The sequence below is a fragment of the Enterobacter sp. BNK-29 genome (assembly GCF_048684785.1).
In the GTDB taxonomy this organism is placed as follows: Bacteria; Pseudomonadota; Gammaproteobacteria; order Enterobacterales; family Enterobacteriaceae; genus Enterobacter; species Enterobacter cloacae_M.
The window spans coordinates 1,458,847-1,481,852 of record NZ_JBLQTU010000001.1 but is presented as its reverse complement, the minus strand read 5'-3'; the positions used below and the strand labels follow the sequence as shown (position 1 = coordinate 1,481,852).

The window sequence follows — 23,006 nt, the reverse complement described above, 5'->3', positions numbered from 1 at the left end:
ACGCCAAAATACGTCAGAATAATAAATATAATGCTGGTGCGGTGTCTGAATAAATAAAATGATGCTGATATAGGCTGCGAATTAAAAAGGTAAATACGATGAATAACGATATCTTCCCGAATAAATTTAAAGCGGCCCTCGCGGCACACCAGATTCAGATTGGCTGCTGGTCCGCGCTGGCAAACCCTATCAGCACCGAAGTGCTGGGCCTGGCCGGTTTTGACTGGCTGGTGCTGGACGGCGAACATGCGCCGAACGATATCAGCACCTTTATTCCGCAGCTGATGGCGCTGAAAGGCAGCCCCAGCGCCCCGGTAGTGCGCGTGCCCACCAACGAGCCGGTAATTATCAAGCGCCTGCTGGATATCGGTTTCTACAACTTCCTGATCCCGTTTGTGGAGACGGAAGAACAAGCGGCCCTGGCCGTAGCCTCTACGCGCTATCCGCCAGAAGGGATCCGCGGCGTTTCCGTTTCGCATCGCGCCAATATGTTTGGCACCGTGCCGGACTATTTCGCGCAGTCCAATAACAACATCACCATTCTGGTTCAGATCGAGAGCCAGCAGGGCGTTGATAACGTTGACGCGATTGCAGCCACAAACGGCGTGGACGGTATCTTCGTCGGCCCAAGCGATCTGGCTGCCGCCTTTGGCCATCTGGGTAACGCCAGCCACCCTGACGTGCAGCGCGCGATCCAGCACATCTTTGCCCGCGCTAAAGCTCACGGCAAACCGTGCGGCATTCTGGCGCCGGTTGAGGCTGATGCCCGTCGCTATCTGGAGTGGGGAGCCACGTTTGTAGCCGTCGGCAGCGACCTCGGCGTATTCCGCGCAGCCACGCAGAAATTAGCCGACGCTTTTAAAAAATAACCATCATTGAGGAAACAGATTATGACGCTGAAAGTGGGTTTTATTGGCCTGGGCATCATGGGTAAACCAATGAGTAAGAACCTCATCAAAGCGGGTTACTCACTGGTGGTATCCGATCACAATCCGCAGGCCGTGGCAGAGGTGATAGCGGCGGGCGCTGAAACGGCCACCACCGCGAAGGCCATTGCCGAGCAGTGCGATGTCATCATCACCATGCTGCCCAACTCCCCGCATGTTAAAGAGGTTGCGCTGGGGGAAAACGGCATTATCGACGGTGCGAAGCCGGGCCTGGTGCTGATTGATATGAGCTCTATTGCACCGCTCGCAAGCCGTGAAATCAGCGAGGCGTTAAAAGCGAAGGGTGTCGATATGCTGGATGCGCCGGTCAGCGGCGGAGAGCCGAAAGCGATCGACGGCACGCTGTCGGTGATGGTCGGCGGCGATAAAGCCGTTTTCGATAGATACTACGACATGATGAAAGCGATGGCGGGCTCCGTGGTGCATACCGGGGACATCGGGGCGGGTAACGTGACCAAGCTGGCAAACCAGGTGATTGTGGCGCTGAACATTGCCGCCATGTCCGAGGCGCTGACGCTGGCAACCAAAGCGGGCGTCAACCCGGATCTGGTCTATCAGGCCATTCGCGGCGGTCTGGCGGGCAGTACCGTGCTGGATGCCAAAGCGCCGATGGTCATGGATCGTAATTTCAAACCCGGTTTCCGCATCGACCTGCATATTAAAGATCTGGCGAACGCGCTGGATACGTCTCACGGCGTGGGCGCACAGCTGCCGCTGACCGCAGCGGTCATGGAGATGATGCAGGCGCTGCGTGCCGATGGCCTGGGCACGGCCGATCACAGCGCGATTGCGTGCTACTACGAAAAACTGGCGAAGGTGGAAGTGGCGCGTTAATCACGCCTTGCTCACACCTTAGGGTGACAGCGGCGCGCAAACCCTCTATACTGCGCGCCGAAGCTGACCAGACAGTCGCCGCTTCGTCGTCGTCCCTTTCGGGGGAGACGGGCGGAGGGGAGGAAAGTCCGGGCTCCATAGGGCAGGGTGCCAGGTAACGCCTGGGGGGGAAACCCACGACCAGTGCAACAGAGAGCAAACCGCCGATGGCCCGCGCAAGCGGGATCAGGTAAGGGTGAAAGGGTGCGGTAAGAGCGCACCGCGCGGCTGGTAACAGTCCGTGGCACGGTAAACTCCACCCGGAGCAAGGCCAAATAGGGGTTCACAAGGTACGGCCCGTACTGAACCCGGGTAGGCTGCTTGAGCCAGTGAGCGATTGCTGGCCTAGATGAATGACTGTCCACGACAGAACCCGGCTTATCGGTCAGCTTCAACTTCTTAAAAAACCCCGCTTCGGCGGGGTTTTTGCTTTCCAGGTGATGCTGGACGGGTAAGCGCAGCGCCGGACAAACGACATCAATTCTCATATTTGCGACATTAAGCACATTTCACTGCTTTTATACCTTTCGTATCGATCCTGTACCTGTAGACGATCGGCATCACAAAATTTCGCGCTAAAAAACACACGATTTTCAGTATTGATAATTTGTTATGTTTGTTACCTTTATGATCGCGAATCTTTTCTCGTTTGATATGCATATATTGAAATCAAATACATTTCTCCTGTGAATATGTGACGCATTCCACTCTTTTCCGCAAACCTGAAAATTTGCGTCGGAAAAATTTAATAAATTGAAAGAATGTTTCAAACAAATAGCGGTTATTTATTGGTCTTTAATTGCCTGAAAGATCGTCTTTATTGATTTTTTTAACGCTGAGAAATTTATCAAGGTTATCGCCATAAAATAAATTTATTACTACTGCTTTTATTGATCGATATCAGCGTAATGGTGTGGCTGTATTTATTCATGTTATTGATAATAAATGTGTTTTTTGGTTGTTGTTGTTCCTGCGAAGCGTGCGAAAAAGCAAATTGTGAGTGACAGCACATACCCCCTTAAACACTATTAGGTAGAATCCGCTCCGTCATAGGGAAATAAGCGCAGAATATTATGAACACTATTATTCTACCGAAAACACAGCACCTCGTGGTATTTCAGGAAGTCATTAAAAGTGGCTCCATAGGTTCTGCAGCAAGACAGCTTGGCCTGACGCAACCCGCCGTCAGCAAAATCATCAGCGATATTGAGTCCTACTTCGGCGTGGAAGTGATGGTGCGTAAAAACACCGGCGTAAAACTCACTGCCGCGGGTCAGGTTCTGCTCTCGTACTCAGAGTCGATCACCCGCGAAATGAAAAACATGGTGAGTGAGATTAACAGCCTGAGTTTCAGCACCGTTATGGACGTTTCCTTTGGCTACCCCTCGCTGATCGGCTTTACCTTCCTGTCCGAGATGATCAAAAAATTCAAGGAAGTGTTCCCGAAAGCACGCGTCTCGATGTATGAAGCCCAGCTCTCCTCTTTCCTTCCGGCCATTCGCGACGGTCGTCTGGATTTCGCTATCGGCACGCTAAGCGATGAAATGCTGCTGCAGGATCTGCACGTCGAACCGCTGTTTGAGTCCGAGTTTGTGCTGGTCGCCAGCAAAACGCGAACGTGCACCGGCCCGACGACACTGGCATCGCTCACGCACGAGCAGTGGGTGATGCCGCAAACCGATATGGGCTACTACAAAGAACTTCTGACTACTCTGCAAGACAACCACATCAGCATCGAAAACATCGTCCAGACCGATTCCGTCGTCACCATTTATAACCTCGTGCTGAATGCCGATTATCTGACGGTCATTCCCCGCGACATGATTGCCCCGTTCGGTTCCGACCAGTTTATTGTGCTGCCCGTGGAAGATGAATTACCCGTGGCGCGTTATGCCGCCGTGTGGTCAAAAAATTACAGGATTAAAAAGTCGGCGTCAGTATTAGTTGAGCTGGCAAAACAGTATTCGTCGATGAATATCGAAAGACGACGATGAATAATAAGTAATCATTTTAAAAACACCCAGAGCTTATCTCTGTAACGCTCTGATACCCTGACTTTGCCTGAAAAGAATGAATTATTATAACGAGGATATTATGCATATTACCTACGATCTCCCGGTAACGATTGAAGATATTCAGGACGCCAGAAAACGACTGGCAGGAAAAATATATAAAACCGGTATGCCACGTTCGAATTATCTCAGCGAACGCTGTAAGGGCGAAATATTCCTGAAGTTTGAGAACATGCAGCGTACCGGCTCGTTTAAGATCCGCGGCGCGTTTAACAAATTAAGCTCGCTGACCGACGCTGAAAAACGCAAAGGCGTTGTCGCCTGCTCCGCAGGGAACCACGCGCAGGGTGTGTCCCTCTCCTGCGCGATGCTCGGCATCGACGGCAAAGTGGTGATGCCGATGGGTGCGCCGAAGTCTAAAGTGGCCGCGACGCGCGACTACTCGGCGGAAGTTGTGCTGCACGGCGAGAACTTCAACGACACCATTGCCAAAGTCAGCGAAATCGTCGAGATGGAAGGGCGCATTTTTATTCCGCCATACGATGACCCGAAAGTGATTGCCGGCCAAGGCACCATCGGCCTGGAAATCCTCGAAGATTTATACGACGTGGATAACGTCATTGTGCCTATCGGCGGCGGCGGATTAATTGCCGGGATTGCCACGGCGATTAAATCTATCAACCCGACCATTAATATCATCGGCGTGCAGTCAGAAAATGTTCACGGCATGGCGGCATCGTATCAGACCGGGGAAATCGTCAACCATCGCGTTACCGGAACATTAGCGGACGGCTGCGATGTTTCTCGTCCCGGTAAATTAACCTTCGAAATTGTTCGGGAATTAGTTGATGACATTGTGCTGGTCAGCGAAGACAACATTCGCGACAGCATGATCGCGCTTATTCAGCGAAATAAAGTGGTGACGGAAGGTGCCGGCGCGCTGGCCTGTGCCGCGTTATTAAGCGGCAAGCTCGATCGCTATATTCAGGGTCGTAAAACCGTCTGCATTATTTCCGGCGGCAATATCGATCTCTCCCGTGTTTCCCAAATTACCGGCTTCGTTGACGCATAAAGGTGACCTATGAGCAACACAGAAAGCATTATCGTTGGCCAGACAAAAACGTCCTCCTGGCGTAAGTCTGATACCACCTGGACGCTTGGCCTGTTTGGTACCGCCATTGGCGCAGGCGTGCTGTTCTTCCCCATTCGCGCAGGCTTTGGTGGATTGATCCCTATCCTGCTGATGCTGGTTCTCGCGTTCCCGATTGCATTTTACTGCCACCGCGCGCTGGCGCGTTTGTGCCTCTCCGGCAGCAACGTCTCGGGCAACATCACCGAAACGGTGGAAGAGCACTTTGGTAAAACCGGCGGGGTGGTGATCACCTTCCTATACTTCTTCGCCATTTGCCCGCTGCTGTGGATTTACGGCGTAACCATTACCAACACCTTTATGACCTTCTGGGAAAACCAGCTCCAGCTGCCTGCGCTGAACCGCGGCGTGGTGGCGCTGTTCCTGCTGCTGCTGATGGCCTTTGTTATCTGGTTTGGTAAAGACCTGATGGTGAAGGTCATGAGCTTCCTGGTGTTCCCGTTTATCGCCAGCCTGGTGCTGATTTCCCTGTCGCTGATCCCTTACTGGAACTCGGCGGTGATTGACCAGGTCAACCTGAGCGATATCGCCTTCACCGGTCATGACGGCATTCTGGTCACGGTGTGGCTGGGTATCTCCATCATGGTCTTCTCCTTCAACTTCTCGCCTATCGTCTCCTCGTTTGTGGTCTCCAAGCGCGAAGAGTACGAGCCGGAGTTCGGTAAAGCGTTTACCGAGCAGAAATGTTCCAAAATCATTGGTCGCGCCAGCCTGCTGATGGTGGCCGTGGTGATGTTCTTCGCCTTTAGCTGCCTGTTTACGCTCTCTCCGCAGAACATGGCGGACGCTAAGGCGCAGAACATTCCGGTGCTCTCTTACCTGGCGAACCACTTTGCGTCAATGTCAGGAACCAAATCGACGTTCGCGACGGTGCTCGAATACGGTGCCTCCATCATCGCGCTGGTCGCTATCTTCAAATCCTTCTTCGGTCATTACCTGGGCACGCTGGAAGGGCTGAACGGCCTGATCCTCAAGTTCGGCTACAAGGGCGATAAGAAGAAAGTCTCCGTTGGCAAGCTGAACACCATCAGCATGGTGTTCATCATGGGCTCCACCTGGGTTGTGGCCTACGCCAACCCGAACATTCTGGACCTTATTGAAGCCATGGGTGCGCCAATCATCGCCTCTCTGCTGTGCCTGCTGCCGATGTACGCCATCCGCAAGGCACCGGCGCTGGCGAAATATAAAGGGCGTACCGAGAACATCTTCGTTACCGCGGTCGGCCTGCTGACCATTCTGAATATCGTTTACAAACTGTTCTAACCCATTGCTCAGGAAGAGCGGAGTCACATGATGATTGAGTTTCCGGTTGTACTGGTTATTAACTGCGGATCGTCCTCTGTTAAGTTTTCGGTGCTCGACGCCAGCAGCTGCGATGCCCTGATGACGGGCATTGCAGACGGGATCAATACCGAGAAGGCCTTTATTTCCGTGAACGGGGGTGAGCCAGCCAGACTGGCTCACCAGGACTACGAAGGGGCGCTGGCTGCCATCGCCCTGGAGCTGGAGAAGCGTAACCTGATGAGCAGCGTGGCCTTAATTGGCCACCGCATTGCGCACGGCGGCGACCTCTTCAGCGAGTCGACCCTGATTACGGAAGAGGCGATCGCGCAGATCCGACAGGTTTCCCCGCTGGCGCCACTGCATAACTACGCCAACCTGAGCGGCGTGGAAGCCGCAGAGCGCCTGTTCCCGGGCGTGCAGCAGGTGGCGGTATTTGATACCAGCTTCCACCAGACGCTGCCGCCGCAGGCGTATCTGTACGGATTGCCGTACCGCTATTTTGAAGAGTTGGGCGTGCGCCGCTACGGCTTCCACGGCACTTCTCACCGCTACGTGGCCGCGCAGGCGCATACGCTTCTCGGGCTGTCCCCCGATGACAGCGGGCTGGTGATTGCCCATCTCGGCAACGGGGCGTCCATCTGCGCGGTGCGCAACGGCGAAAGCGTCGACACCTCGATGGGGATGACGCCGCTGGAAGGGCTGGTAATGGGGACGCGCTGCGGCGATGTGGACTTCGGCGCGATGGCGTGGATTGCCCAGCAGACCGGCCAGTCGTTCGAGGATCTGGAGCGCGTGGTCAATAAAGAGTCCGGGCTGCTGGGGATCTCCGGTATCTCCTCAGATTTACGCGCGCTGGAGAAAGCCTGGCACGAAGGCAACGAGCGGGCGCAGCTGGCTATCCATACCTTCGTTCACCGCATTGCGCGGCATATCGCCGGGCACGCGGCGTCGCTGCACCGCCTGGATGGGGTGGTCTTTACCGGCGGCATTGGCGAAAACTCGAAGCTTGTCCGCGCGCTGGTGGCGGAACATTTGAAAGTTTTCGGCATCATCCTCGACGACGCCAAAAATGCCCTGCCGGGGAGCGCGGGAGAGCGCGTGATCTCCACCGAATCGTCCCGCGTGGCCTGCGCGGTGGTCCCTACCAACGAAGAAAAAATGATCGCGCTGGACGCCCTCCGTCTTGGAAAGGTTACCCCGGCCGCGGCTTACGCCTGATAAAGCGAGAATCACATGAAAGTAACAATCGATACGGGCGTCGCGCCCTACAGCGACGCATGGGCCGGGTTTCGCGGTGAAGAATGGAAAAACACCGTCAACGTCCGCGATTTTATTCAGCATAACTACACCCCTTATGAAGGCGATGAAGCTTTCCTCGCGCAGGCGACGCCAGCAACGACGGCGCTGTGGCAGAAGGTAATGGTCGGCATTCGCCAGGAGAATGCCACCCACGCCCCGGTGGATTTTGACACCAACATTGCCACCACCATTACGGCCCACGGGCCGGGCTACATCGACCAGGATCTGGAGACGATCGTCGGTCTGCAAACCGATAAGCCGCTCAAGCGCGCGCTGCATCCGTATGGCGGGATCAACATGATCCGCAGCTCGTTCGAAGCCTATGGCCGGGAGATGGATCCGCAGTTCGAATACCTGTTTACCGAGCTGCGCAAAACCCACAACCAGGGCGTGTTTGACGTCTATTCGCCGGAGATGATGCGCTGCCGTAAATCCGGCGTACTGACCGGCTTGCCGGACGGCTACGGGCGCGGACGCATCATCGGCGACTATCGCCGCGTGGCGCTGTACGGGATCGCTTATCTGGTGCGCGAGCGCGAACTTCAGTTTGCCGATCTGCAGGGCAGGCTGGAGCGCGGTGAAGATCTGGAGGCGACGATCCGCCTGCGTGAGGAGCTGGCGGAGCACAGGCGCGCGCTGCTGCAGATCCAGCAGATGGCGGAGAACTATGGCTTTGATATCTCACGTCCGGCGATGAACGCCCAGGAAGCGGTGCAGTGGGTCTATTTTGCCTACCTTGCAGCGGTGAAATCCCAGAACGGCGGGGCGATGTCGCTGGGACGCACGGCCTCGTTCCTCGATATCTACATTGAACGCGACATGGAGGCGGGGCGCCTGAATGAAGTCCAGGCGCAGGAGCTGATCGACCACTTCATCATGAAGATCCGCATGGTGCGCTTCCTGCGCACGCCGGAGTTCGACACGCTCTTCTCCGGCGATCCGATCTGGGCGACGGAAGTGATCGGCGGCATGGGGCTGGACGGGCGCACGCTGGTGACCAAAAACAGCTTCCGCTATCTGCACACGCTGCACACCATGGGGCCTGCGCCGGAGCCGAACCTGACGATCCTCTGGTCTGAACAACTGCCGATCGCGTTCAAGAAATACGCCGCTCAGGTGTCGATCGTCACCTCTTCGCTGCAGTATGAGAACGACGATCTGATGCGTGCGGACTTCAACAGCGACGACTACGCCATTGCCTGCTGCGTCAGCCCGATGGTGATCGGCAAGCAGATGCAGTTCTTTGGCGCGCGCGCCAACCTCGCCAAAACGCTGCTTTACGCGATCAACGGCGGGGTGGACGAGAAGCTGAAGATCCAGGTCGGCCCGAAAACCGAGCCGCTGCTGGATGACGTGCTGGATTACGATACCGTGATGGCGAGCCTCGATCACTTTATGGACTGGCTGGCGGTGCAGTACATCAGCGCCCTGAACCTCATTCACTACATGCATGATAAGTACAGCTACGAAGCCTCGCTGATGGCGCTCCACGACCGGGACGTCTATCGCACTATGGCCTGCGGCATTGCCGGGCTGTCGGTGGCGGCGGACTCCCTGTCGGCCATTAAATACGCCACGGTGAAGCCGGTGCGCGACCACACCGGTCTGGCGGTCGATTTCGTGATTGAAGGGGACTACCCGCAGTACGGCAATAACGACGACCGCGTGGACAGCATCGCCTGCGATCTGGTGGAGCGCTTTATGAAGAAAATTCAGGCGCTGCCAACCTACCGCAACGCGGTGCCAACCCAGTCGATCCTGACCATTACCTCCAACGTGGTGTACGGCCAGAAGACCGGGAACACGCCGGACGGACGCCGCGGCGGTACGCCGTTTGCGCCTGGCGCGAACCCGATGCACGGCCGCGACAGAAAAGGGGCCGTGGCCTCGCTAACGTCGGTGGCCAAGCTACCGTTCACCTATGCGAAAGACGGGATCTCCTACACCTTCTCCATCGTGCCGCAGGCGCTGGGCAAGGACGAGCTGGTGCGCAAAACCAACCTGGTGGGGCTGCTGGACGGGTACTTCCATCACGAAGCGTCCATTGAGGGCGGGCAGCATTTGAACGTCAACGTCATGAACCGGGAAATGCTCCTCGATGCCATCGCGCATCCCGAGAATTACCCGAACCTGACGATCCGCGTTTCAGGCTATGCGGTGCGTTTTAACGCCCTGACGCGCGAGCAGCAGCAGGATGTGATTTCGAGGACGTTTACGCAATCTATCTGATGACATTCAGGTCTCATGCCCCCTCACCCTGGGGGCATTTTTTTGCCCGCTAAACATACAAAATTGTTTATATAATTATTCACACATATTCATCCGCTCTTGAAAAACAATACGCCTGCTTTTCCCTATCACAGCATGTAAGGACAGTAAGATGATGAAAATGACCCGTATTGCGCTGGTCGCCGCCTCGCTGGCAGCGTGCAGTTTTACGGCACAGGCCGCGAACGTTGAGGCTGCCCCGTCTCCCTCGCAGGATCCGCTGGTACAGCACCTGAAGCTTAGCAATGAGCAGGTTAAGAAGATTGAAGATCTGCATAAGCAACTGGAACAAAATGTCAGCAAGATCCCGATGACGGGCGTGAAGGACGGCGCGCTGATCGACATGTTCCAGGCGGGTAAATGGGACGAAAGCACGGTGAAAAGCCAGCTTGCTGCCTTTAGCAAAATTGAAGAGCAGACTCGCTATTACCGCGTGAAATATTACTTCGACGTCAGCCAGGTGTTGACGCCGGAACAGCGTAAGCAGATTAGAACCGATATGGCTAACGCGCTGGCAGAGTGATTGCGTACGTCGCATGATGATTCTGCCGTGGATCGATCGGTTCCCTCTCCCGTTGGGAGAGGGTTAGGGTGAGGGCATTCTTTAAACCGGCAAATCAATCAGCAGCGCGCGAAGCGGCGTATCCGCCACCAGGGTGATGTTCGCTTCATCACGAATAAACGCCCCGTCGCCGCAGGTGAGCGCTTCTTTCTCTTCCGTGTGCGTCACCGCATGTACCGTACCGTGAATAGACTGTAAATAGGCGCGCGGACCATGAAGCTGGAAGCTCGCCTGTTCACCTTTCTTCAGTTCGATATGGTGCAGCCACACCTGCTGGCGCAGCTGCAGGCTACCTTTACTGCCGTCCGGCGATGCAATCAGCTGCTGCTTATCGCCCGTTAAATCTAACTTCTGTACCAGCGGATTTTCCCGCTCGGGGCAGGCGTCCAGCCACAGCTGCATACGGGTCAGCGTTTTATCTTTGCTGAGGTTATGTTCGCTGTAGCTGATGCCCGGCTGCGTGGAAATTAACAACGCTTCGCCAGCCTTTGCCTGGACATGATTGCCCTCGCTATCGCGGTATTCTGCCTCGCCTTCCAGGATCAGGTTCAGGATATCGACTTTCGGGTACGTACGCGGCTGGAAGGAGGCGCCCGGGGCGAGCACTTCCTGATTCAACACGCGCAGTGAAGCGTAACCGAGGAGTTTAGGGTCAAAGTAGTGTCCAAAGGAAAAGGTGTAGCGGGCCTGCAGCCAACCGAAATCGGCTTGTCCGCACTGTTTAGCTGTTCTTGTCGTAATCATAAACTTGACCTCTCTTTACACTAAAACAATGGTAAAGGTATGGACGCTGCATTGTTAGCCAGATATTCTGCCCGGTATGTTCAAATTTCCTGAATGAGAACGAGATGGCTAAAGAGAGAGCATTGACGCTTGAGGCGCTTCGCGTCATGGACGCGATTGACCGGCGCGGCAGTTTTGCGGCGGCGGCAGATGAGCTGGGGCGCGTTCCGTCTGCGCTAAGCTACACCATGCAGAAGCTGGAGGAAGAGCTGGACGTGGTGCTGTTTGACCGCTCCGGTCATCGAACAAAATTCACCAACGTGGGGCGAATGCTGCTGGAGCGCGGCCGCGTGCTGCTGGAAGCGGCGGACAAGCTCACGACGGACGCCGAAGCGCTGGCGCGCGGCTGGGAAACCCATCTGACGTTAGTTACCGAAGCGCTGGTGCCGACTGAAGCGCTGTTCCCGCTGGTGGACCGCCTGGCGGCGAAGGCCAATACGCAGCTGTCAATCATCACCGAGGTGCTGGCAGGCGCGTGGGAACGTCTGGAAACGGGCAGGGCGGATATTGTGATTGCGCCGGACATGCACTTCCGTTCCTCATCGGAAATCAACTCGCGCAAGCTCTACAGCGTGATGAACGTCTATGTTGCCGCACCCAATCACCCGATTCACCAGGAGCCGGAGCCGCTCTCTGAAGTGACGCGCGTGAAGTATCGCGGCGTGGCGGTAGCGGATACCGCGCGCGAGCGTCCGGTGCTGACGGTGCAGCTGCTGGATAAGCAGCCTCGCCTGACGGTGACCTCGCTGGAAGACAAACGGCAGGCGCTATTGGCCGGTCTGGGCGTGGCGACCATGCCGTACCCGTTTGTCGAAAAGGACATTGCTGAAGGGCGGCTGCGCGTAGTCAGCCCGGAATATAGCCACGAGGTGGATATCATTATGGCGTGGCGCCGTGACAGCATGGGCGAAGCCAAATCATGGTGTTTACGCGAAATTCCGAAGCTTTTCACGCAATACAATAAATAAAATCGTAATTGGTAGGCCCGGTAAGCGTAAGCGCCACCGGGCTTTTTTTATGCGCCGATCTTAGGATCCGGACCAAAGCGGTTTTCGCCCGGCGTCCCGCTCTGGCAGTTGAAGATCAAAATCACGATCCAGCCAATAATCGGGATCAGCAGCAGCAATAACCACCACGCTGAACGATCGGTGTCGTGCAGTCGACGGAACAGCACCGCCCATGATGGCAGCAGGACCAACAGGCCATAAATGGTGGTCAGCACGCCTTCACCGCCAGCCCGCTCCCAGCCAAGAATTTTATCCACAATACCCAGCACCATAATGAGAATGAAGTTCACCAGAACGAACATCCAGTACTCTTTCCGGCGGGCACGACCACCAAATCCAATGTAGTTACGCAGTACTTTTAAATACCAGTCCATTTTCCTTGCCTCATTAGTCAGTCAATCACTTGTTTTCTAAGCGATCGAGGTAAGGATAGATGGAGATTGTGAATTAAAAAAGGGCATCCATTGATGCCCTTAATATTTAACCAAATCGGACGTCGCGCCCGTGAGGTTCATCCAGATCCTGCCATGGCCCAATGGAGATAATACCCGTCGGGTTGATGGTTTTGTGGCTGCGGAAATAGTGGGTGCGAATATGGTCGAAGTCGACCGTGTCGGCAATACCCGGCATCTGGTAGATGTCGCGCAGGAAACCATGCAGATTCAGGTAGTCGCTGATGCGGTGCTTGTCGCACTTAAAGTGGGTGACATAGACCGGATCGAAGCGAACCAGCGTGGTCCACAGGCGAATGTCCGCTTCCGTCAGGCGATCGCCCGTCAGGTAGCGATGCTGGCCCAGGATCTGCTCGAGACGCTCAAGCGATTCAAACACCTTTCCGACCGCTTCGTCATACGCTTCCTGGCTGGTGGCGAAACCGGCCTTGTAGACACCGTTGTTGACGTTGTCGTAAATCCAGCCGTTCAGCTCGTCAATTTTCTCACGCAGCTCAGCCGGATAGTAATCTCCGGCACGGGCGCCGTGCGCGTCAAACGCGGTATTGAACATGCGGATGATTTCCGCAGACTCATTGCTGACAATCGTCTGGTTTTTCTTGTCCCACAGGACCGGCACGGTAACGCGCCCGGTGTAATGGGGATCGGCGCGCAGATAGAGCTGGTAAAGGAAATCGTGGTGGTAAAGATCGTCGCCGGTCGCCGCGGGGAAATCACTGTCAAACGTCCAGCCGTTTTCCAGCATCAGCGGGTTCACGACCGAAACCGGAATTAAGGATTCGAGACCTTTAAGCTTGCGCACAATCAGCGTGCGGTGAGCCCACGGGCAGGCAAGCGAAACATAAAGATGATAACGGTCTTTCTCAGCCGCGAAGCCGCCTGCGCCGCTCGGGCCTGGCGCGCCGTCGGCGGTTAGCCAGTTACGGAAGGCCGAAACTGAGCGCTTGAAGCGACCTCCGGTGGATTTGGTGTCATACCAGACATCCTGCCATACGCCGTCTACGAGTTGTCCCATTTTTTCTCCTCCGTCAGATAGCAAAAGCGAGGAGATGTCTCCTCGCTTTGTGTTCATTCAGTATAGCGTGCTTACCACTTCTTATTCAGAACGCGGTCGATGCTGTATGCGCCCGGGCCAGTGACGGCCAGCAGCAGGAAGCCACCCGCGATGGTCAGGTTTTTCATGAACATCAGAGAGTTCACGCCTTCCGCAAAGTTGCTGTGGAAGATGAACGCTGTCAGCACGGTGAAGCCTGCGGTAAACAGCGCGGTAGTGCGGGTCAGGAAGCCGAACAGTATCGCCAGGCCGCCGCCGAACTCAAGAAGAATAGTCAGCGGCAGCAGGAACCCCGGAACGCCCATGGCTTCCATATACTGCTGGGTACCCGCATAACCGGTGATTTTTCCCCAACCTGCCACGATGAACAGAATTGGCATCAGAATACGCGCGACCAGTACACCAACATCTTCTAATTTTTTCATTTTACTCTCCAGGAAACCACATGAGCGGCTGAACATTATTTGTCTGCAATTCCGGGTAGATACCGCGGCGTTGCTGTCGATGGAGAGGATAATAAACGGGGCGGGTGGTAATTGTTAGCAAGGAAAACTGTCAATCTTCTTCAAAGATATTGAGTAAGGAGGCGTGCGCGCGGGTGCCCTCACCCAACCCTTCCCACGGGAAGATGACGCAAAAACAAAAAACGGTAACCTGAGTTACCGTTTTGCTTTTATCACCGCAGCTGCTGCTGCCGCAACGTTGCTTTCACCAGACGCCAGGCGCTCCAGGCGCCAAACCCACGACGAGCCCAGCGGATCAGCATATTCGGATGACGAACGGACCAGATAGCCATCACGCTGCTGCCGACCAGCGCCCACGAACGCAGGCTCAGGACGGTATTCCAGCCCCGGTCAAACCGTCGCGTCGCGTCAATCCAGTCGCGACGACTGGCAGACAGATCCAGCCGTTGCTGCTGGATCTGGCTTAACAGGTACGCTTTTCGCTTTTGACGTTCGGCTTTATCGCTCACGGCTAGTCATCCTCCAGCAGAGCGCGATCGTTCGCCAGCTCCTGACGCGTATGGCGCAGGAAAGTGGACTTGCGCGCTTTACGCAGCGTCCAGATACCGCCTATCAACGCGGCGACCAGCAGTACGACGGTGGTGGCAATCATCGCGTTAAGACGATACTGCGGATCGATGGCCCAGATGATTAACACCATCAGGCTCATCAGACCAAACGCGGCGAAGAGCATGGTCAGCCCGAGCATCAGCAGCATCTGGAAGAGGTTCGCTTTCTCCTCTTCCAGCTCGACCACTGCCAGCCGGACGCGCGTTTCGGCAATCCCGACCAGCGTCGTTAAAATACGCTGGCCGATGCCGAGGACGTTGTTAGCAGGCCCTTGTGCGTGACGAGGATCTTCCATATCAACGACGCGTCAGAAGGACACCCAGTACCACACCCACTGCGGCACCAATCCCTACACCCGTCCATGGATTATCACGCACATATTCGTCCGCGCGGGCAGCCGCTTCGCGGGTCTGTTTCGCCAGCGCATCACCGGTTTCACCCAGGCGATAGCGGCTCTCTTTCAGCGCCTGCTCCGCCTTGCTGCGCAGCTTGCTGACCTCTTCTTTTGACTTGTCAGCAGAGGAGTTCAGCACCTCTTCAAGGGTATCGGCCAGGGATTTCAGTTCAGCGCGCAGATGTTCAGACGTCGTATCTTTTGACATGATTCTCTCTCCTGTTGAGATTTCCGTTAACTCAATAATCGCGAGCTTCCAGCGCTTTCAGGTCATCCTGCGCTTCTTTCAACTTCTTCTCGCGCTTAGCAATTTTTTCCGCATCTCCTTTCTCTTTCGCTTCCTGCAGGTCGCGACGGCGCTCGGCTATCTCGTCCTTCTGTTCAGCGATTTTCTTCTTGTGGTCGGCACGAAGCTTGCTGTCTGAACAGTTCGCTTTCACTTCGCTCAGCGCTTTTTTAAGACCATCAACACGGTGCTGATTGTTATGCTTTTCGGCATAACCGATCTCACGCTGAATATCCTGTTCTTTCTCCTGACAGAGAGAGTTAGCGAAGGATGCTGTGCTTAAAGAAAAAAGGGCCAGAGCCAGAGTCATGCGGAATTTCATTATCGAAACCTTCCATTGTGTTGCGGCGTAGCCGCTATCCAAAGTTATGCGGAGTACATTGAGGGGTGCTCCGCGTACTTAAGCATAGTAAGTAAACGGGGGATTCACCAAAGTGAGTGAAAAGATTCGGAATCCTGGAAGTTATCCAAACCGATGCGACGTATCGCGAATCAATGACAGCCAGGCTGCAGGCTGGCTGTCATCTTCCTGCTGGGCAATGATATACCCGTGCGGCAGCGTACGATCGAGAACCACTTTCGCGGCGGCACTTTGCGCACGGGAATCAAACTTGATCAGTAAAACATCGTCCTGCGGGGTAATGCTCTTAAAGCGGATCCCGTTCGCATCCAGATGATGCCAGACAGAAAAACCGTCAGGCACGCTGGCGCCCTGGTTTACCGGGCGGATGGCCAGCGTCGATTCCTGATGTGAAAGCGCGCTCCATGCCAGCAGCATGGCGCTGAGGACGATCAGCGTAATCGCGGCAACGGCAAAACGGCGCAGGGCGGGCGGTGAGATAACCATTGTTAGCCTCTGGCTCCGTATTTCTTTTTCCACAGGACAACCAGTGAGCCAATCAGGCCGAAGACCAGCAGAACCACAGGCAGCAGCATCAGGCAGGACATCAGCTGGTCTTCATATTTCATAAAGACCGGCGTTTTACCCAGCGCATAGCCCAGCGTCGTCAGAATAAGCACCCATAGCAGGCCGCTCATCCAGTTAAAGAACTGGAAGCGCGCGCTGCTCAACCCCGACAGACCGGCAATGGTCGGCAGCAGGGTGCGAACAAAGGCGATAAAGCGGCCAATCAGCAGCGCGGAAAGCCCGTGCTTGTGGAACAGGTGGTGCGCCCGCTGGTGATAATGCGCGGGAAGATGAGAGAGCCAGTTCTGGACGATACGGGTATTGCCCAGCCATCTTCCCTGGATATAGCTCACCCAGCAGCCGAGGCTTGCCGCAACGGTCAGTAATAAAATGGTGTGTGGAAACGCCATCGCCCCTTTGGCACACAGCACGCCGACAAGCACCAGCAAACTGTCACCGGGAAGGAAGGCAGCAGGCAGCAAACCGTTCTCAAGGAACAGGATCATAAACAAGACGAAATAGAGCATGCCAATCATGGAAGGGTTGGCCAGCGTTTCAAAATCCTGCGCCCAGAGGGCATGCAGCAGTTGGGTCAAAAGTTCCATTCAGTGTTCCTGGAAATCGGTTAACGTCACGCCTGTTATCCGGGACAAACAGCACGGCGACGTTGTTGTGATTTCATTATGGTCGCTCGCGGACACATTGCGGTGTGGCCAACACTGTTCCCTGTTAATTGGCTGGTTAGCAAGCACTAACTTACAAAATAAGGAATTGAATCCAATTGTAACAAAGCCCAACGTTCTGCGTCACAGAATTTGCAGGGTTGAGGTGATTTTGGCGTAAGCCCAGGAAGTGAGCGAGGGGATTTACAAAGGCTGACACTATATATGTTTTGCTTACCCATCTAAGCCGGAAGGCGCAACGTAGCGCCTGCCAGCAGAAAGGTCATCTATTTTGCGGCACTGGAAGCCGTATCGAGATGAACAACCGGATTATCGGCAAAAAGATAGCGGTCAGCGTTAAATTCGAAGTCATCGCTGGTTTCGTTGAACAGCATCTGCTTGGTGTTTTCCAGGTGCTGCCACATCGCCAGCTTGGCGGCATGCGGATCTTTACGAATCAGCGCCTTAAGGATTTGATCGTGATCGTCGCACCAGTTGTCGACGGTACGGGAATCGATATGGTCGTGCAGTTTTTTCCAGTACGGGTTGTGAACGCGCTGAGTCCACATTTTTTCAACGATTGCAGCCAGCGCCGTATTTTGGGTTGCCAGGGCGACCTGAACGTGGAACTGAAGATCCCACTCTGAATCGCGGAAACATTTTTCCTTACGGGCATTCTCCTGGATCTCCATCAGCTTCATGATGTCCTGCTTGGTCACCTGCGTCGCCGCAAACTCAGCAATATTGCTTTCGATCAGCTGGCGAGCCTGGAGCAGCTCGAAGGGGCCATAGCTGGCGAATTCCAGACTTTCGTCCGCGACGGGAGAGTGTTTCGGCAGATTAGAAATCACGTGAATGCCGGAGCCTTTGCGTACCTCAACGTAGCCTTCCACTTCCAGCATGATAATCGCTTCACGCACCACGGTGCGGCTGACGCTTTTTTCATCCGCGATAAAGCGCTCGGCGGGAAGTTTATCACCGACAAGATAGACCCCTTGCTCGATGCGATCTTTCAGCTCCGCAGCAAGTTGTTGATATAAACGACGTGGTTCGGTGATTTCCATATGCGCTCCAGGCAGGGTACGGCAGATGATTTGTTATACCACTTTTGCGTGTCACTCTCCAGATTTTGCCATTAAAAAAGCCGGCCTTTAAATGCCCGGCGGCGCTTCGCTTGCACGGGCCTAAGGGTTTTGTAGGCCGGGTAAGCGTAGCGCCACCCGGCGGAAAAATGGTTGCTAACTCTGCGTAGCCGGTTTGCCGAGGGACTCTTTCGCCAGCTCCTCTGCCGATTTGCTTTTCAGCACCGTCCAGATAATCACCGCACCCATCAGGTCGAAGATCGCCAGCACCGCGAATAGCGGGCTGAAGCCGATGGTATCCGCCAGCGCGCCGACCACCAGTGCGAACATCGTACTCGCGGTCCAGGCGGCCATGCCGGTCAGACCGTTGGCGGTTGCCACTTCGTTACGACCAAAGACGTCAGACGAGAGCGTAATCAGCGCGCCGGACAGGGACTGGTGCGCAAAGCCACCGATGCACAGTAGGGCAATGGCGACGTACGGGCTGGTGAACAGGCCGATCATGCCCGGGCCGATCATCAGCAGCGCGCCCATGGTTACCACCATCTTACGGGAAACGATCAGGTTCACGCCAAACCAGCGCTGGAACAGCGGTGGCAGGTAGCCGCCCACGATACAGCCCAGGTCAGCGAACAGCATTGGCATCCAGGCGAACATCGCGATCTCTTTCAGGTTAAAGCCGTAGACTTTAAACATGAACAGGGGGATCCACGCGTTAAAGGTACCCCAGGCCGGTTCAGCCAGGAAACGCGGCAGGGCGATACCCCAGAACTGACGGGTGCCCAGGATCTGCCAGACGGTCATTTTTTTGCCGTTGTTGGTCTGATGCTGCGCTTCCTGACCGCCAATGATGTATTCACGTTCTTCTTCAGACAGTTTTTTCTGATCGCGCGGGTGTTTATAGAAAACCAACCACGCCATCGCCCAGGCAAAGCTCAGCACGCCAGATATGATGAACGCCATCTGCCAGCTGTGCATCACGATCGCCCACACCACCAGCGGCGGCGCTATCATCGCCCCGATGGACGAGCCCACGTTGAAGTAGCCGACGGCAATAGAACGCTCTTTCGCCGGGAACCACTCTGAGCTGGCCTTCAGACCCGCCGGGATCATCGCGGCTTCTGCCGCACCGACCGCACCGCGCGCCAGCGCCAGTCCACCCCAGCTGCCTGCCAGCGCGGTTGCGCCGCAGAACACCGCCCAGGCGATGGCGAAGAAGGCATAACCGATTTTGGTACCGAGAATATCCAGCACATAGCCCGCAACAGGCTGCATGATGGTATACGCCGCGGAATAGGCGGCAATGATGTAGGAGTATTGCTGCGTGGAGATATGCAGCTCTTCCATCAACGTTGGCGCTGCTGCTGCCACGGTGTTACGCGTCAGGTAGCCCAGCACGGTGCCTAACGTCACCAGTGCGATCATATACCAACGTAACCCTTTAATTTTACGCATCTAAAACCTCATCGTTATGTTATTTCCGCGCCAGAGCACGGCAACCTCTCAACCGTTTCCGGGAGCAGTTGTGTAACGGGAGGGGCGTAACCAGGAGCATGTCCCGGAACGGCCCGAACCTTGCCATAAGTAAGCGTGCATAAGTCGGTATCCGTACCGTTAAACCCGATGTCTCTCACACCGGTAATGCATTCCGTCGGCTTATAGTTTGCGACGGCGAAAAGATAACTTGTCATACAGCTTTAAAAGGTGAGTGACATCACAAATGTATGATTCTTTGTGGGGACATTAATCGTCGCGCGCAAAGCCAGTACTGGCGGGGTCTGCAGAAGGGTTTACTTCATTGAGGGTAATTTATTTGTTGACGTTTATTGATCTCACTCACGAAAAAAGCTTCGGTTGGTGGAAATTGGTGTGATAACTTTGCAGCATATGAACATACGCTTTCTGCGCTCCCGTAATGAGGAAGACGATAATGACGCCGTTTATGACCGAAGATTTTCTGTTAGATACCGAATTTGCTCGCCGCCTGTACCACGACTACGCAAAAGACCAGCCGATTTTCGACTACCACTGCCATTTACCGCCGCAGCAGGTTGCCGAAAATTATCGCTTCAAAAACCTGTATGACATCTGGCTGAAGGGTGACCACTACAAATGGCGTGCCATGCGCACCAACGGCGTGGCTGAGCGCCTGTGTACCGGCGATGCGACCGACCGCGAGAAGTTTGACGCCTGGGCGGCAACCGTTCCGCACACTATCGGCAACCCGCTTTACCACTGGACCCATCTTGAGCTCCGCCGTCCGTTTGGCATCACCGGCAAGTTGCTTTCCCCAACGACCGCGGATGAAATTTGGGATCGCTGCAACGCGCTGCTGGCGCAGGATAACTTCTCCGCGCGCGGCATCATGAAGCAGATGAACGTGAAGATGGTGGGCACCACCGACGATCCGATCGACTCTCTGGAGCATCATGCCGTTGTCGCGAAAGACACCTCTTTCGATATCAAAGTGCTGCCAAGCTGGCGCCCGGACAAAGCCTTCAACATTGAGCAGGCCACCTTCACCGACTACATGGCGAAGCTGGCGGAAGTGTCGGATACCGACATCCGTCGTTTCACCGATCTGCAAACCGCGCTGACCAAACGTCTGGATCACTTCGCGGCGCACGGCTGTAAAGTGTCTGACCACGCGCTGGACGTGGTGCTGTTTGCGGAATCAAACGAAGCCGAGCTGGACAGCATTCTGGCGCGTCGTCTCTCCGGCGAAGGCTTAAGCGAGCACGAAGTGGCGCAGTTCAAAACGGCGGTGCTGGTATTCCTCGGTGCGGAATACGCGCGTCGCGGCTGGGTACAGCAGTACCACATCGGCGCGCTGCGCAATAACAACCAGCGCCAGTTCAAACTGCTCGGCGCTGACGTGGGCTTCGACTCCATCAACGATCGTCCGCTGGCGGAAGAGCTGTCAAAACTGCTGAGCAAACAGAACGAACAAAACCTGCTGCCTAAAACCATCCTGTACTGCCTGAACCCGCGCGATAACGAAGTGCTGGGTACCATGGTCGGCAACTTCCAGGGCGAAGGGATGCCGGGCAAGATGCAGTTCGGTTCCGGCTGGTGGTTCAACGATCAGAAAGACGGTATGGAGCGTCAGATGACGCAGCTCGCGCAGCTGGGCCTGCTGAGCCGCTTTGTCGGCATGCTGACCGACAGCCGCAGCTTCCTGTCCTATACCCGTCATGAATACTTCCGCCGCATTCTGTGCCAGATGATTGGCCGCTGGGTGCACGCAGGCGAAGCGCCAGCGGATATTCAGCTGCTGGGCGAAATGGTGAGAAACATCTGCTTTAACAATGCGCGTGACTACTTCGCCATTGAACTGAACTAAGGCCGTTTGAGGTTGATATGCAATACATCAAAATCCATTCGCTGGATAACGTGGCCGTCGCGCTGACGGATCTCGCTGAAGGCGACGTGGTGACCGTTGATAACCAGAGCGTCACCCTGCGTCAGGCGATCGTTCGTGGACACAAGTTTGCCCTGATCCCCATTGCGAAAGGGGAGAACGTGGTGAAGTACGGTTTGCCCATCGGCCATGCGCTGGCGGATATTGCGCCGGGTGAATACATTCACTCACACAATACCCGCACCAATCTGAGCGATCTGGACGAGTACAGCTATCAACCTGATTTACCCGCAGAAGAGCGTCAGGCGGCGGATCGTGAGGTGCAGATCTACCGTCGCGCCAGCGGCGACGTGGGGATCCGCAACGAGCTGTGGATCCTCCCGACCGTCGGCTGCGTCAACGGAATTGCGCGTCAGATCCAGACTCGCTTCCTGAAAGAGACCAACGATGCCGAAGGGACTGACGGTGTGCATCTGTTCAGCCACACCTACGGTTGTTCCCAGCTCGGTGACGACCACATTAACACCCGCACCATGCTGCAAAACATGGTGCGTCACCCGAACGCGGGCGCGGTGCTGGTGATCGGCCTCGGCTGCGAGAACAATCAGGTGGACGCCTTCCGCGACACGCTGGGCGAGTTCGATCCTGAGCGCGTGCATTTTATGGTGTGCCAGCATCAGGATGACGAAGTGGAAGCGGGCGTTGAACAGCTTCACCAGCTTTATGAGGTGATGCGCCACGACAGGCGCGAGCCGGGCAAGCTGAGCGAGCTGAAGTTTGGGCTGGAGTGCGGCGGGTCAGATGGCCTTTCCGGCATTACCGCCAACCCGATGCTGGGCCGCTTCTCGGATTACGTGATTGCCAATGGCGGCACGACGGTGTTGACCGAAGTGCCGGAAATGTTCGGCGCGGAGCGTATTCTGATGAGCCACTGCCGCGACGAAGAGACCTTTGAGAAGACCGTCACCATGGTGAACGACTTCAAACAGTACTTCATCGCCCACAATCAGCCGATTTACGAGAACCCGTCGCCGGGCAACAAAGCGGGCGGGATCACCACGCTGGAAGAGAAATCCCTCGGCTGCACCCAGAAAGCGGGCGCGAGCCAGGTGGTCGACGTTCTGCGCTACGGCGAGCGCCTGAAAACGCACGGTCTGAACCTGCTGAGCGCACCGGGCAACGATGCGGTCGCCACCAGCGCGCTGGCGGGTGCCGGCTGCCATATGGTGCTGTTCAGTACCGGTCGCGGTACGCCGTACGGCGGTTTTGTGCCGACGGTGAAAATCGCCACCAACAGCGAGCTGGCGGCAAAGAAAAAGCACTGGATCGACTTTGATGCGGGCCAGCTGATTCACGGCAAAGCCATGCTGCAGCTGCTGACGGAGTTCGTGGACGCTATCGTGGAATTTGCTAACGGCAGGCAGACCTGTAACGAGAAGAACGACTTCCGCGAGCTGGCGATCTTCAAGAGTGGTGTGACGCTTTAATCGGTGCGGCCTGGTGCCCTCACCCTGATCCTCTCCCACGGGGAGAGGGTACAAACACTAAAA

Annotated in this window: 23 protein-coding genes and 1 other RNA gene; 12 read left to right on the top strand and 12 right to left on the bottom strand. The window is 55.6% G+C overall.

What is annotated here, in order from left to right; all coding sequences use genetic code 11:
• Nucleotides 1–98: 98 nt before the first annotated feature.
• The 9 genes from garL to ACMGGX_RS06975 all read left to right on the top strand — a co-directional run bounded on the left by garL (nt 99) and on the right by ACMGGX_RS06975 (nt 10,356).
• On the top strand, nt 99–869 hold the full coding sequence (garL, locus tag ACMGGX_RS07015; RefSeq protein WP_202761719.1) for a 2-dehydro-3-deoxyglucarate aldolase: 771 nt from the start codon (nt 99–101) through the stop codon (nt 867–869).
• A 21-nt stretch (nt 870–890) separates the two neighbouring features.
• Nucleotides 891–1,781, top strand: a complete 891-nt coding sequence (gene garR / locus ACMGGX_RS07010; protein WP_348561711.1) for a 2-hydroxy-3-oxopropionate reductase — start codon at nt 891–893, stop codon at nt 1,779–1,781.
• A 59-nt stretch (nt 1,782–1,840) separates the two neighbouring features.
• An RNA gene (gene rnpB, locus ACMGGX_RS07005) (RNase P RNA component class A) lies at nt 1,841–2,217 on the top strand.
• A gap of 676 nt (nt 2,218–2,893) precedes the next feature.
• Nucleotides 2,894–3,814: a transcriptional regulator TdcA gene (gene tdcA / locus ACMGGX_RS07000; RefSeq protein WP_008501504.1), complete on the top strand. Its 921-nt coding sequence runs from the start codon at nt 2,894–2,896 to the stop codon at nt 3,812–3,814.
• Between the two features lie 100 nt (nt 3,815–3,914).
• On the top strand, nt 3,915–4,904 hold the full coding sequence (tdcB, locus tag ACMGGX_RS06995) for a bifunctional threonine ammonia-lyase/L-serine ammonia-lyase TdcB (protein ID WP_348561712.1): 990 nt from the start codon (nt 3,915–3,917) through the stop codon (nt 4,902–4,904).
• A gap of 9 nt (nt 4,905–4,913) precedes the next feature.
• On the top strand, nt 4,914–6,245 hold the full coding sequence (gene tdcC, locus ACMGGX_RS06990) for a threonine/serine transporter TdcC (protein ID WP_029739656.1): 1,332 nt from the start codon (nt 4,914–4,916) through the stop codon (nt 6,243–6,245).
• Between the two features lie 30 nt (nt 6,246–6,275).
• The gene (gene tdcD, locus ACMGGX_RS06985) at nt 6,276–7,484 is read left to right on the top strand and encodes a propionate kinase (RefSeq protein WP_252046959.1); all 1,209 of its coding nucleotides are present in this window, start codon (nt 6,276–6,278) and stop codon (nt 7,482–7,484) included.
• Between the two features lie 15 nt (nt 7,485–7,499).
• Nucleotides 7,500–9,794: a formate C-acetyltransferase gene (gene pflB / locus ACMGGX_RS06980; protein ID WP_420298224.1), complete on the top strand. Its 2,295-nt coding sequence runs from the start codon at nt 7,500–7,502 to the stop codon at nt 9,792–9,794.
• 151 nt (nt 9,795–9,945) lie between these two features.
• Nucleotides 9,946–10,356: a Spy/CpxP family protein refolding chaperone gene (locus ACMGGX_RS06975; protein ID WP_033146727.1), complete on the top strand. Its 411-nt coding sequence runs from the start codon at nt 9,946–9,948 to the stop codon at nt 10,354–10,356.
• Between the two features lie 81 nt (nt 10,357–10,437).
• Here ACMGGX_RS06975 and ACMGGX_RS06970 read toward each other — a convergent pair whose 3' ends face one another.
• Nucleotides 10,438–11,139 (bottom strand): pirin family protein, encoded by a 702-nt coding sequence (locus ACMGGX_RS06970; RefSeq protein WP_023309295.1) that lies wholly within the window; start codon nt 11,137–11,139, stop codon nt 10,438–10,440.
• Between the two features lie 104 nt (nt 11,140–11,243).
• Here ACMGGX_RS06970 and ACMGGX_RS06965 point away from each other — a divergent pair, with 104 nt between their 5' ends.
• Nucleotides 11,244–12,146 carry a LysR family transcriptional regulator gene (locus ACMGGX_RS06965; RefSeq protein ID WP_029739659.1) on the top strand — a complete coding sequence of 301 codons (903 nt, stop codon included), beginning with the start codon at nt 11,244–11,246 and terminating at the stop codon, nt 12,144–12,146.
• Between the two features lie 47 nt (nt 12,147–12,193).
• On the opposite strand, the gene ACMGGX_RS06960 is transcribed toward ACMGGX_RS06965, so the two are convergent.
• From ACMGGX_RS06960 to ACMGGX_RS06910, 11 genes are all read right to left on the bottom strand, one after another.
• Complete coding sequence (locus ACMGGX_RS06960; protein ID WP_029739660.1) at nt 12,194–12,559, bottom strand: DUF805 domain-containing protein; 366 nt, start codon at nt 12,557–12,559, stop codon at nt 12,194–12,196.
• A gap of 106 nt (nt 12,560–12,665) precedes the next feature.
• On the bottom strand, nt 12,666–13,652 hold the full coding sequence (locus tag ACMGGX_RS06955; RefSeq protein WP_348561715.1) for a glutathione S-transferase family protein: 987 nt from the start codon (nt 13,650–13,652) through the stop codon (nt 12,666–12,668).
• Nucleotides 13,653–13,723: 71 nt separating this feature from the next.
• Complete coding sequence (locus ACMGGX_RS06950; protein ID WP_208283138.1) at nt 13,724–14,116, bottom strand: DoxX family protein; 393 nt, start codon at nt 14,114–14,116, stop codon at nt 13,724–13,726.
• Nucleotides 14,117–14,367: 251 nt separating this feature from the next.
• A complete protein-coding gene (locus ACMGGX_RS06945; protein ID WP_039260464.1) occupies nt 14,368–14,664 on the bottom strand; it encodes a YqjK-like family protein in 297 nt (98 codons plus the stop codon).
• A 2-nt stretch (nt 14,665–14,666) separates the two neighbouring features.
• Entirely contained in the window at nt 14,667–15,059 is a 393-nt protein-coding gene (locus ACMGGX_RS06940) for a phage holin family protein (protein ID WP_023333540.1), read from the bottom strand.
• Between the two features lies 1 nt (nt 15,060).
• Nucleotides 15,061–15,366, bottom strand: a complete 306-nt coding sequence (locus tag ACMGGX_RS06935) for a DUF883 family protein (RefSeq protein ID WP_008503141.1) — start codon at nt 15,364–15,366, stop codon at nt 15,061–15,063.
• Nucleotides 15,367–15,397: 31 nt separating this feature from the next.
• A complete protein-coding gene (locus ACMGGX_RS06930) occupies nt 15,398–15,766 on the bottom strand; it encodes a DUF1090 domain-containing protein (RefSeq protein WP_023309291.1) in 369 nt (122 codons plus the stop codon).
• Nucleotides 15,767–15,907: 141 nt separating this feature from the next.
• Nucleotides 15,908–16,291 carry an EnvZ/OmpR regulon moderator MzrA gene (gene mzrA / locus ACMGGX_RS06925; RefSeq protein WP_348561717.1) on the bottom strand — a complete coding sequence of 128 codons (384 nt, stop codon included), beginning with the start codon at nt 16,289–16,291 and terminating at the stop codon, nt 15,908–15,910.
• 2 nt (nt 16,292–16,293) lie between these two features.
• On the bottom strand, nt 16,294–16,956 hold the full coding sequence (gene yqjA / locus ACMGGX_RS06920; RefSeq protein ID WP_023309289.1) for a DedA family general envelope maintenance protein YqjA: 663 nt from the start codon (nt 16,954–16,956) through the stop codon (nt 16,294–16,296).
• 344 nt (nt 16,957–17,300) lie between these two features.
• Nucleotides 17,301–18,077 (bottom strand): transcriptional regulator ExuR, encoded by a 777-nt coding sequence (exuR, locus tag ACMGGX_RS06915; RefSeq protein WP_023309288.1) that lies wholly within the window; start codon nt 18,075–18,077, stop codon nt 17,301–17,303.
• 174 nt (nt 18,078–18,251) lie between these two features.
• Nucleotides 18,252–19,550 carry an MFS transporter gene (locus tag ACMGGX_RS06910; RefSeq protein WP_420298223.1) on the bottom strand — a complete coding sequence of 433 codons (1,299 nt, stop codon included), beginning with the start codon at nt 19,548–19,550 and terminating at the stop codon, nt 18,252–18,254.
• 475 nt (nt 19,551–20,025) lie between these two features.
• Here ACMGGX_RS06910 and uxaC point away from each other — a divergent pair, with 475 nt between their 5' ends.
• Nucleotides 20,026–21,438, top strand: coding sequence for a glucuronate isomerase (gene uxaC / locus ACMGGX_RS06905; RefSeq protein ID WP_126785746.1), 1,413 nt, complete (start codon nt 20,026–20,028; stop codon nt 21,436–21,438).
• A gap of 17 nt (nt 21,439–21,455) precedes the next feature.
• Entirely contained in the window at nt 21,456–22,943 is a 1,488-nt protein-coding gene (locus ACMGGX_RS06900) for a UxaA family hydrolase (protein ID WP_420298222.1), read from the top strand.
• Nucleotides 22,944–23,006: the final 63 nt, after the last annotated feature.

Excerpts from the sequence above, each read along its gene's own strand:
- garL (WP_202761719.1), top strand. The coding sequence starts at position 99 with ATGAATAACGATATCTTCCCGAATAAATTTAAAGCGGCCCTCGCGGCA.
- garR (WP_348561711.1), top strand. The coding sequence starts at position 891 with ATGACGCTGAAAGTGGGTTTTATTGGCCTGGGCATCATGGGTAAACCA.
- tdcA (WP_008501504.1), top strand. The coding sequence starts at position 2,894 with ATGAACACTATTATTCTACCGAAAACACAGCACCTCGTGGTATTTCAG.
- tdcB (WP_348561712.1), top strand. The coding sequence starts at position 3,915 with ATGCATATTACCTACGATCTCCCGGTAACGATTGAAGATATTCAGGAC.
- tdcC (WP_029739656.1), top strand. The coding sequence starts at position 4,914 with ATGAGCAACACAGAAAGCATTATCGTTGGCCAGACAAAAACGTCCTCC.
- tdcD (WP_252046959.1), top strand. The coding sequence starts at position 6,276 with ATGATTGAGTTTCCGGTTGTACTGGTTATTAACTGCGGATCGTCCTCT.
- pflB (WP_420298224.1), top strand. The coding sequence starts at position 7,500 with ATGAAAGTAACAATCGATACGGGCGTCGCGCCCTACAGCGACGCATGG.
- ACMGGX_RS06975 (WP_033146727.1), top strand. The coding sequence starts at position 9,946 with ATGATGAAAATGACCCGTATTGCGCTGGTCGCCGCCTCGCTGGCAGCG.
- ACMGGX_RS06970 (WP_023309295.1), bottom strand. The coding sequence starts at position 11,139 with ATGATTACGACAAGAACAGCTAAACAGTGCGGACAAGCCGATTTCGGT.
- ACMGGX_RS06965 (WP_029739659.1), top strand. The coding sequence starts at position 11,244 with ATGGCTAAAGAGAGAGCATTGACGCTTGAGGCGCTTCGCGTCATGGAC.
- ACMGGX_RS06960 (WP_029739660.1), bottom strand. The coding sequence starts at position 12,559 with ATGGACTGGTATTTAAAAGTACTGCGTAACTACATTGGATTTGGTGGT.
- ACMGGX_RS06955 (WP_348561715.1), bottom strand. The coding sequence starts at position 13,652 with ATGGGACAACTCGTAGACGGCGTATGGCAGGATGTCTGGTATGACACC.
- ACMGGX_RS06950 (WP_208283138.1), bottom strand. The coding sequence starts at position 14,116 with ATGAAAAAATTAGAAGATGTTGGTGTACTGGTCGCGCGTATTCTGATG.
- ACMGGX_RS06940 (WP_023333540.1), bottom strand. The coding sequence starts at position 15,059 with ATGGAAGATCCTCGTCACGCACAAGGGCCTGCTAACAACGTCCTCGGC.
- ACMGGX_RS06935 (WP_008503141.1), bottom strand. The coding sequence starts at position 15,366 with ATGTCAAAAGATACGACGTCTGAACATCTGCGCGCTGAACTGAAATCC.
- ACMGGX_RS06930 (WP_023309291.1), bottom strand. The coding sequence starts at position 15,766 with ATGAAATTCCGCATGACTCTGGCTCTGGCCCTTTTTTCTTTAAGCACA.
- mzrA (WP_348561717.1), bottom strand. The coding sequence starts at position 16,291 with ATGGTTATCTCACCGCCCGCCCTGCGCCGTTTTGCCGTTGCCGCGATT.
- yqjA (WP_023309289.1), bottom strand. The coding sequence starts at position 16,956 with ATGGAACTTTTGACCCAACTGCTGCATGCCCTCTGGGCGCAGGATTTT.
- exuR (WP_023309288.1), bottom strand. The coding sequence starts at position 18,077 with ATGGAAATCACCGAACCACGTCGTTTATATCAACAACTTGCTGCGGAG.
- ACMGGX_RS06910 (WP_420298223.1), bottom strand. The coding sequence starts at position 19,550 with ATGCGTAAAATTAAAGGGTTACGTTGGTATATGATCGCACTGGTGACG.
- uxaC (WP_126785746.1), top strand. The coding sequence starts at position 20,026 with ATGACGCCGTTTATGACCGAAGATTTTCTGTTAGATACCGAATTTGCT.
- ACMGGX_RS06900 (WP_420298222.1), top strand. The coding sequence starts at position 21,456 with ATGCAATACATCAAAATCCATTCGCTGGATAACGTGGCCGTCGCGCTG.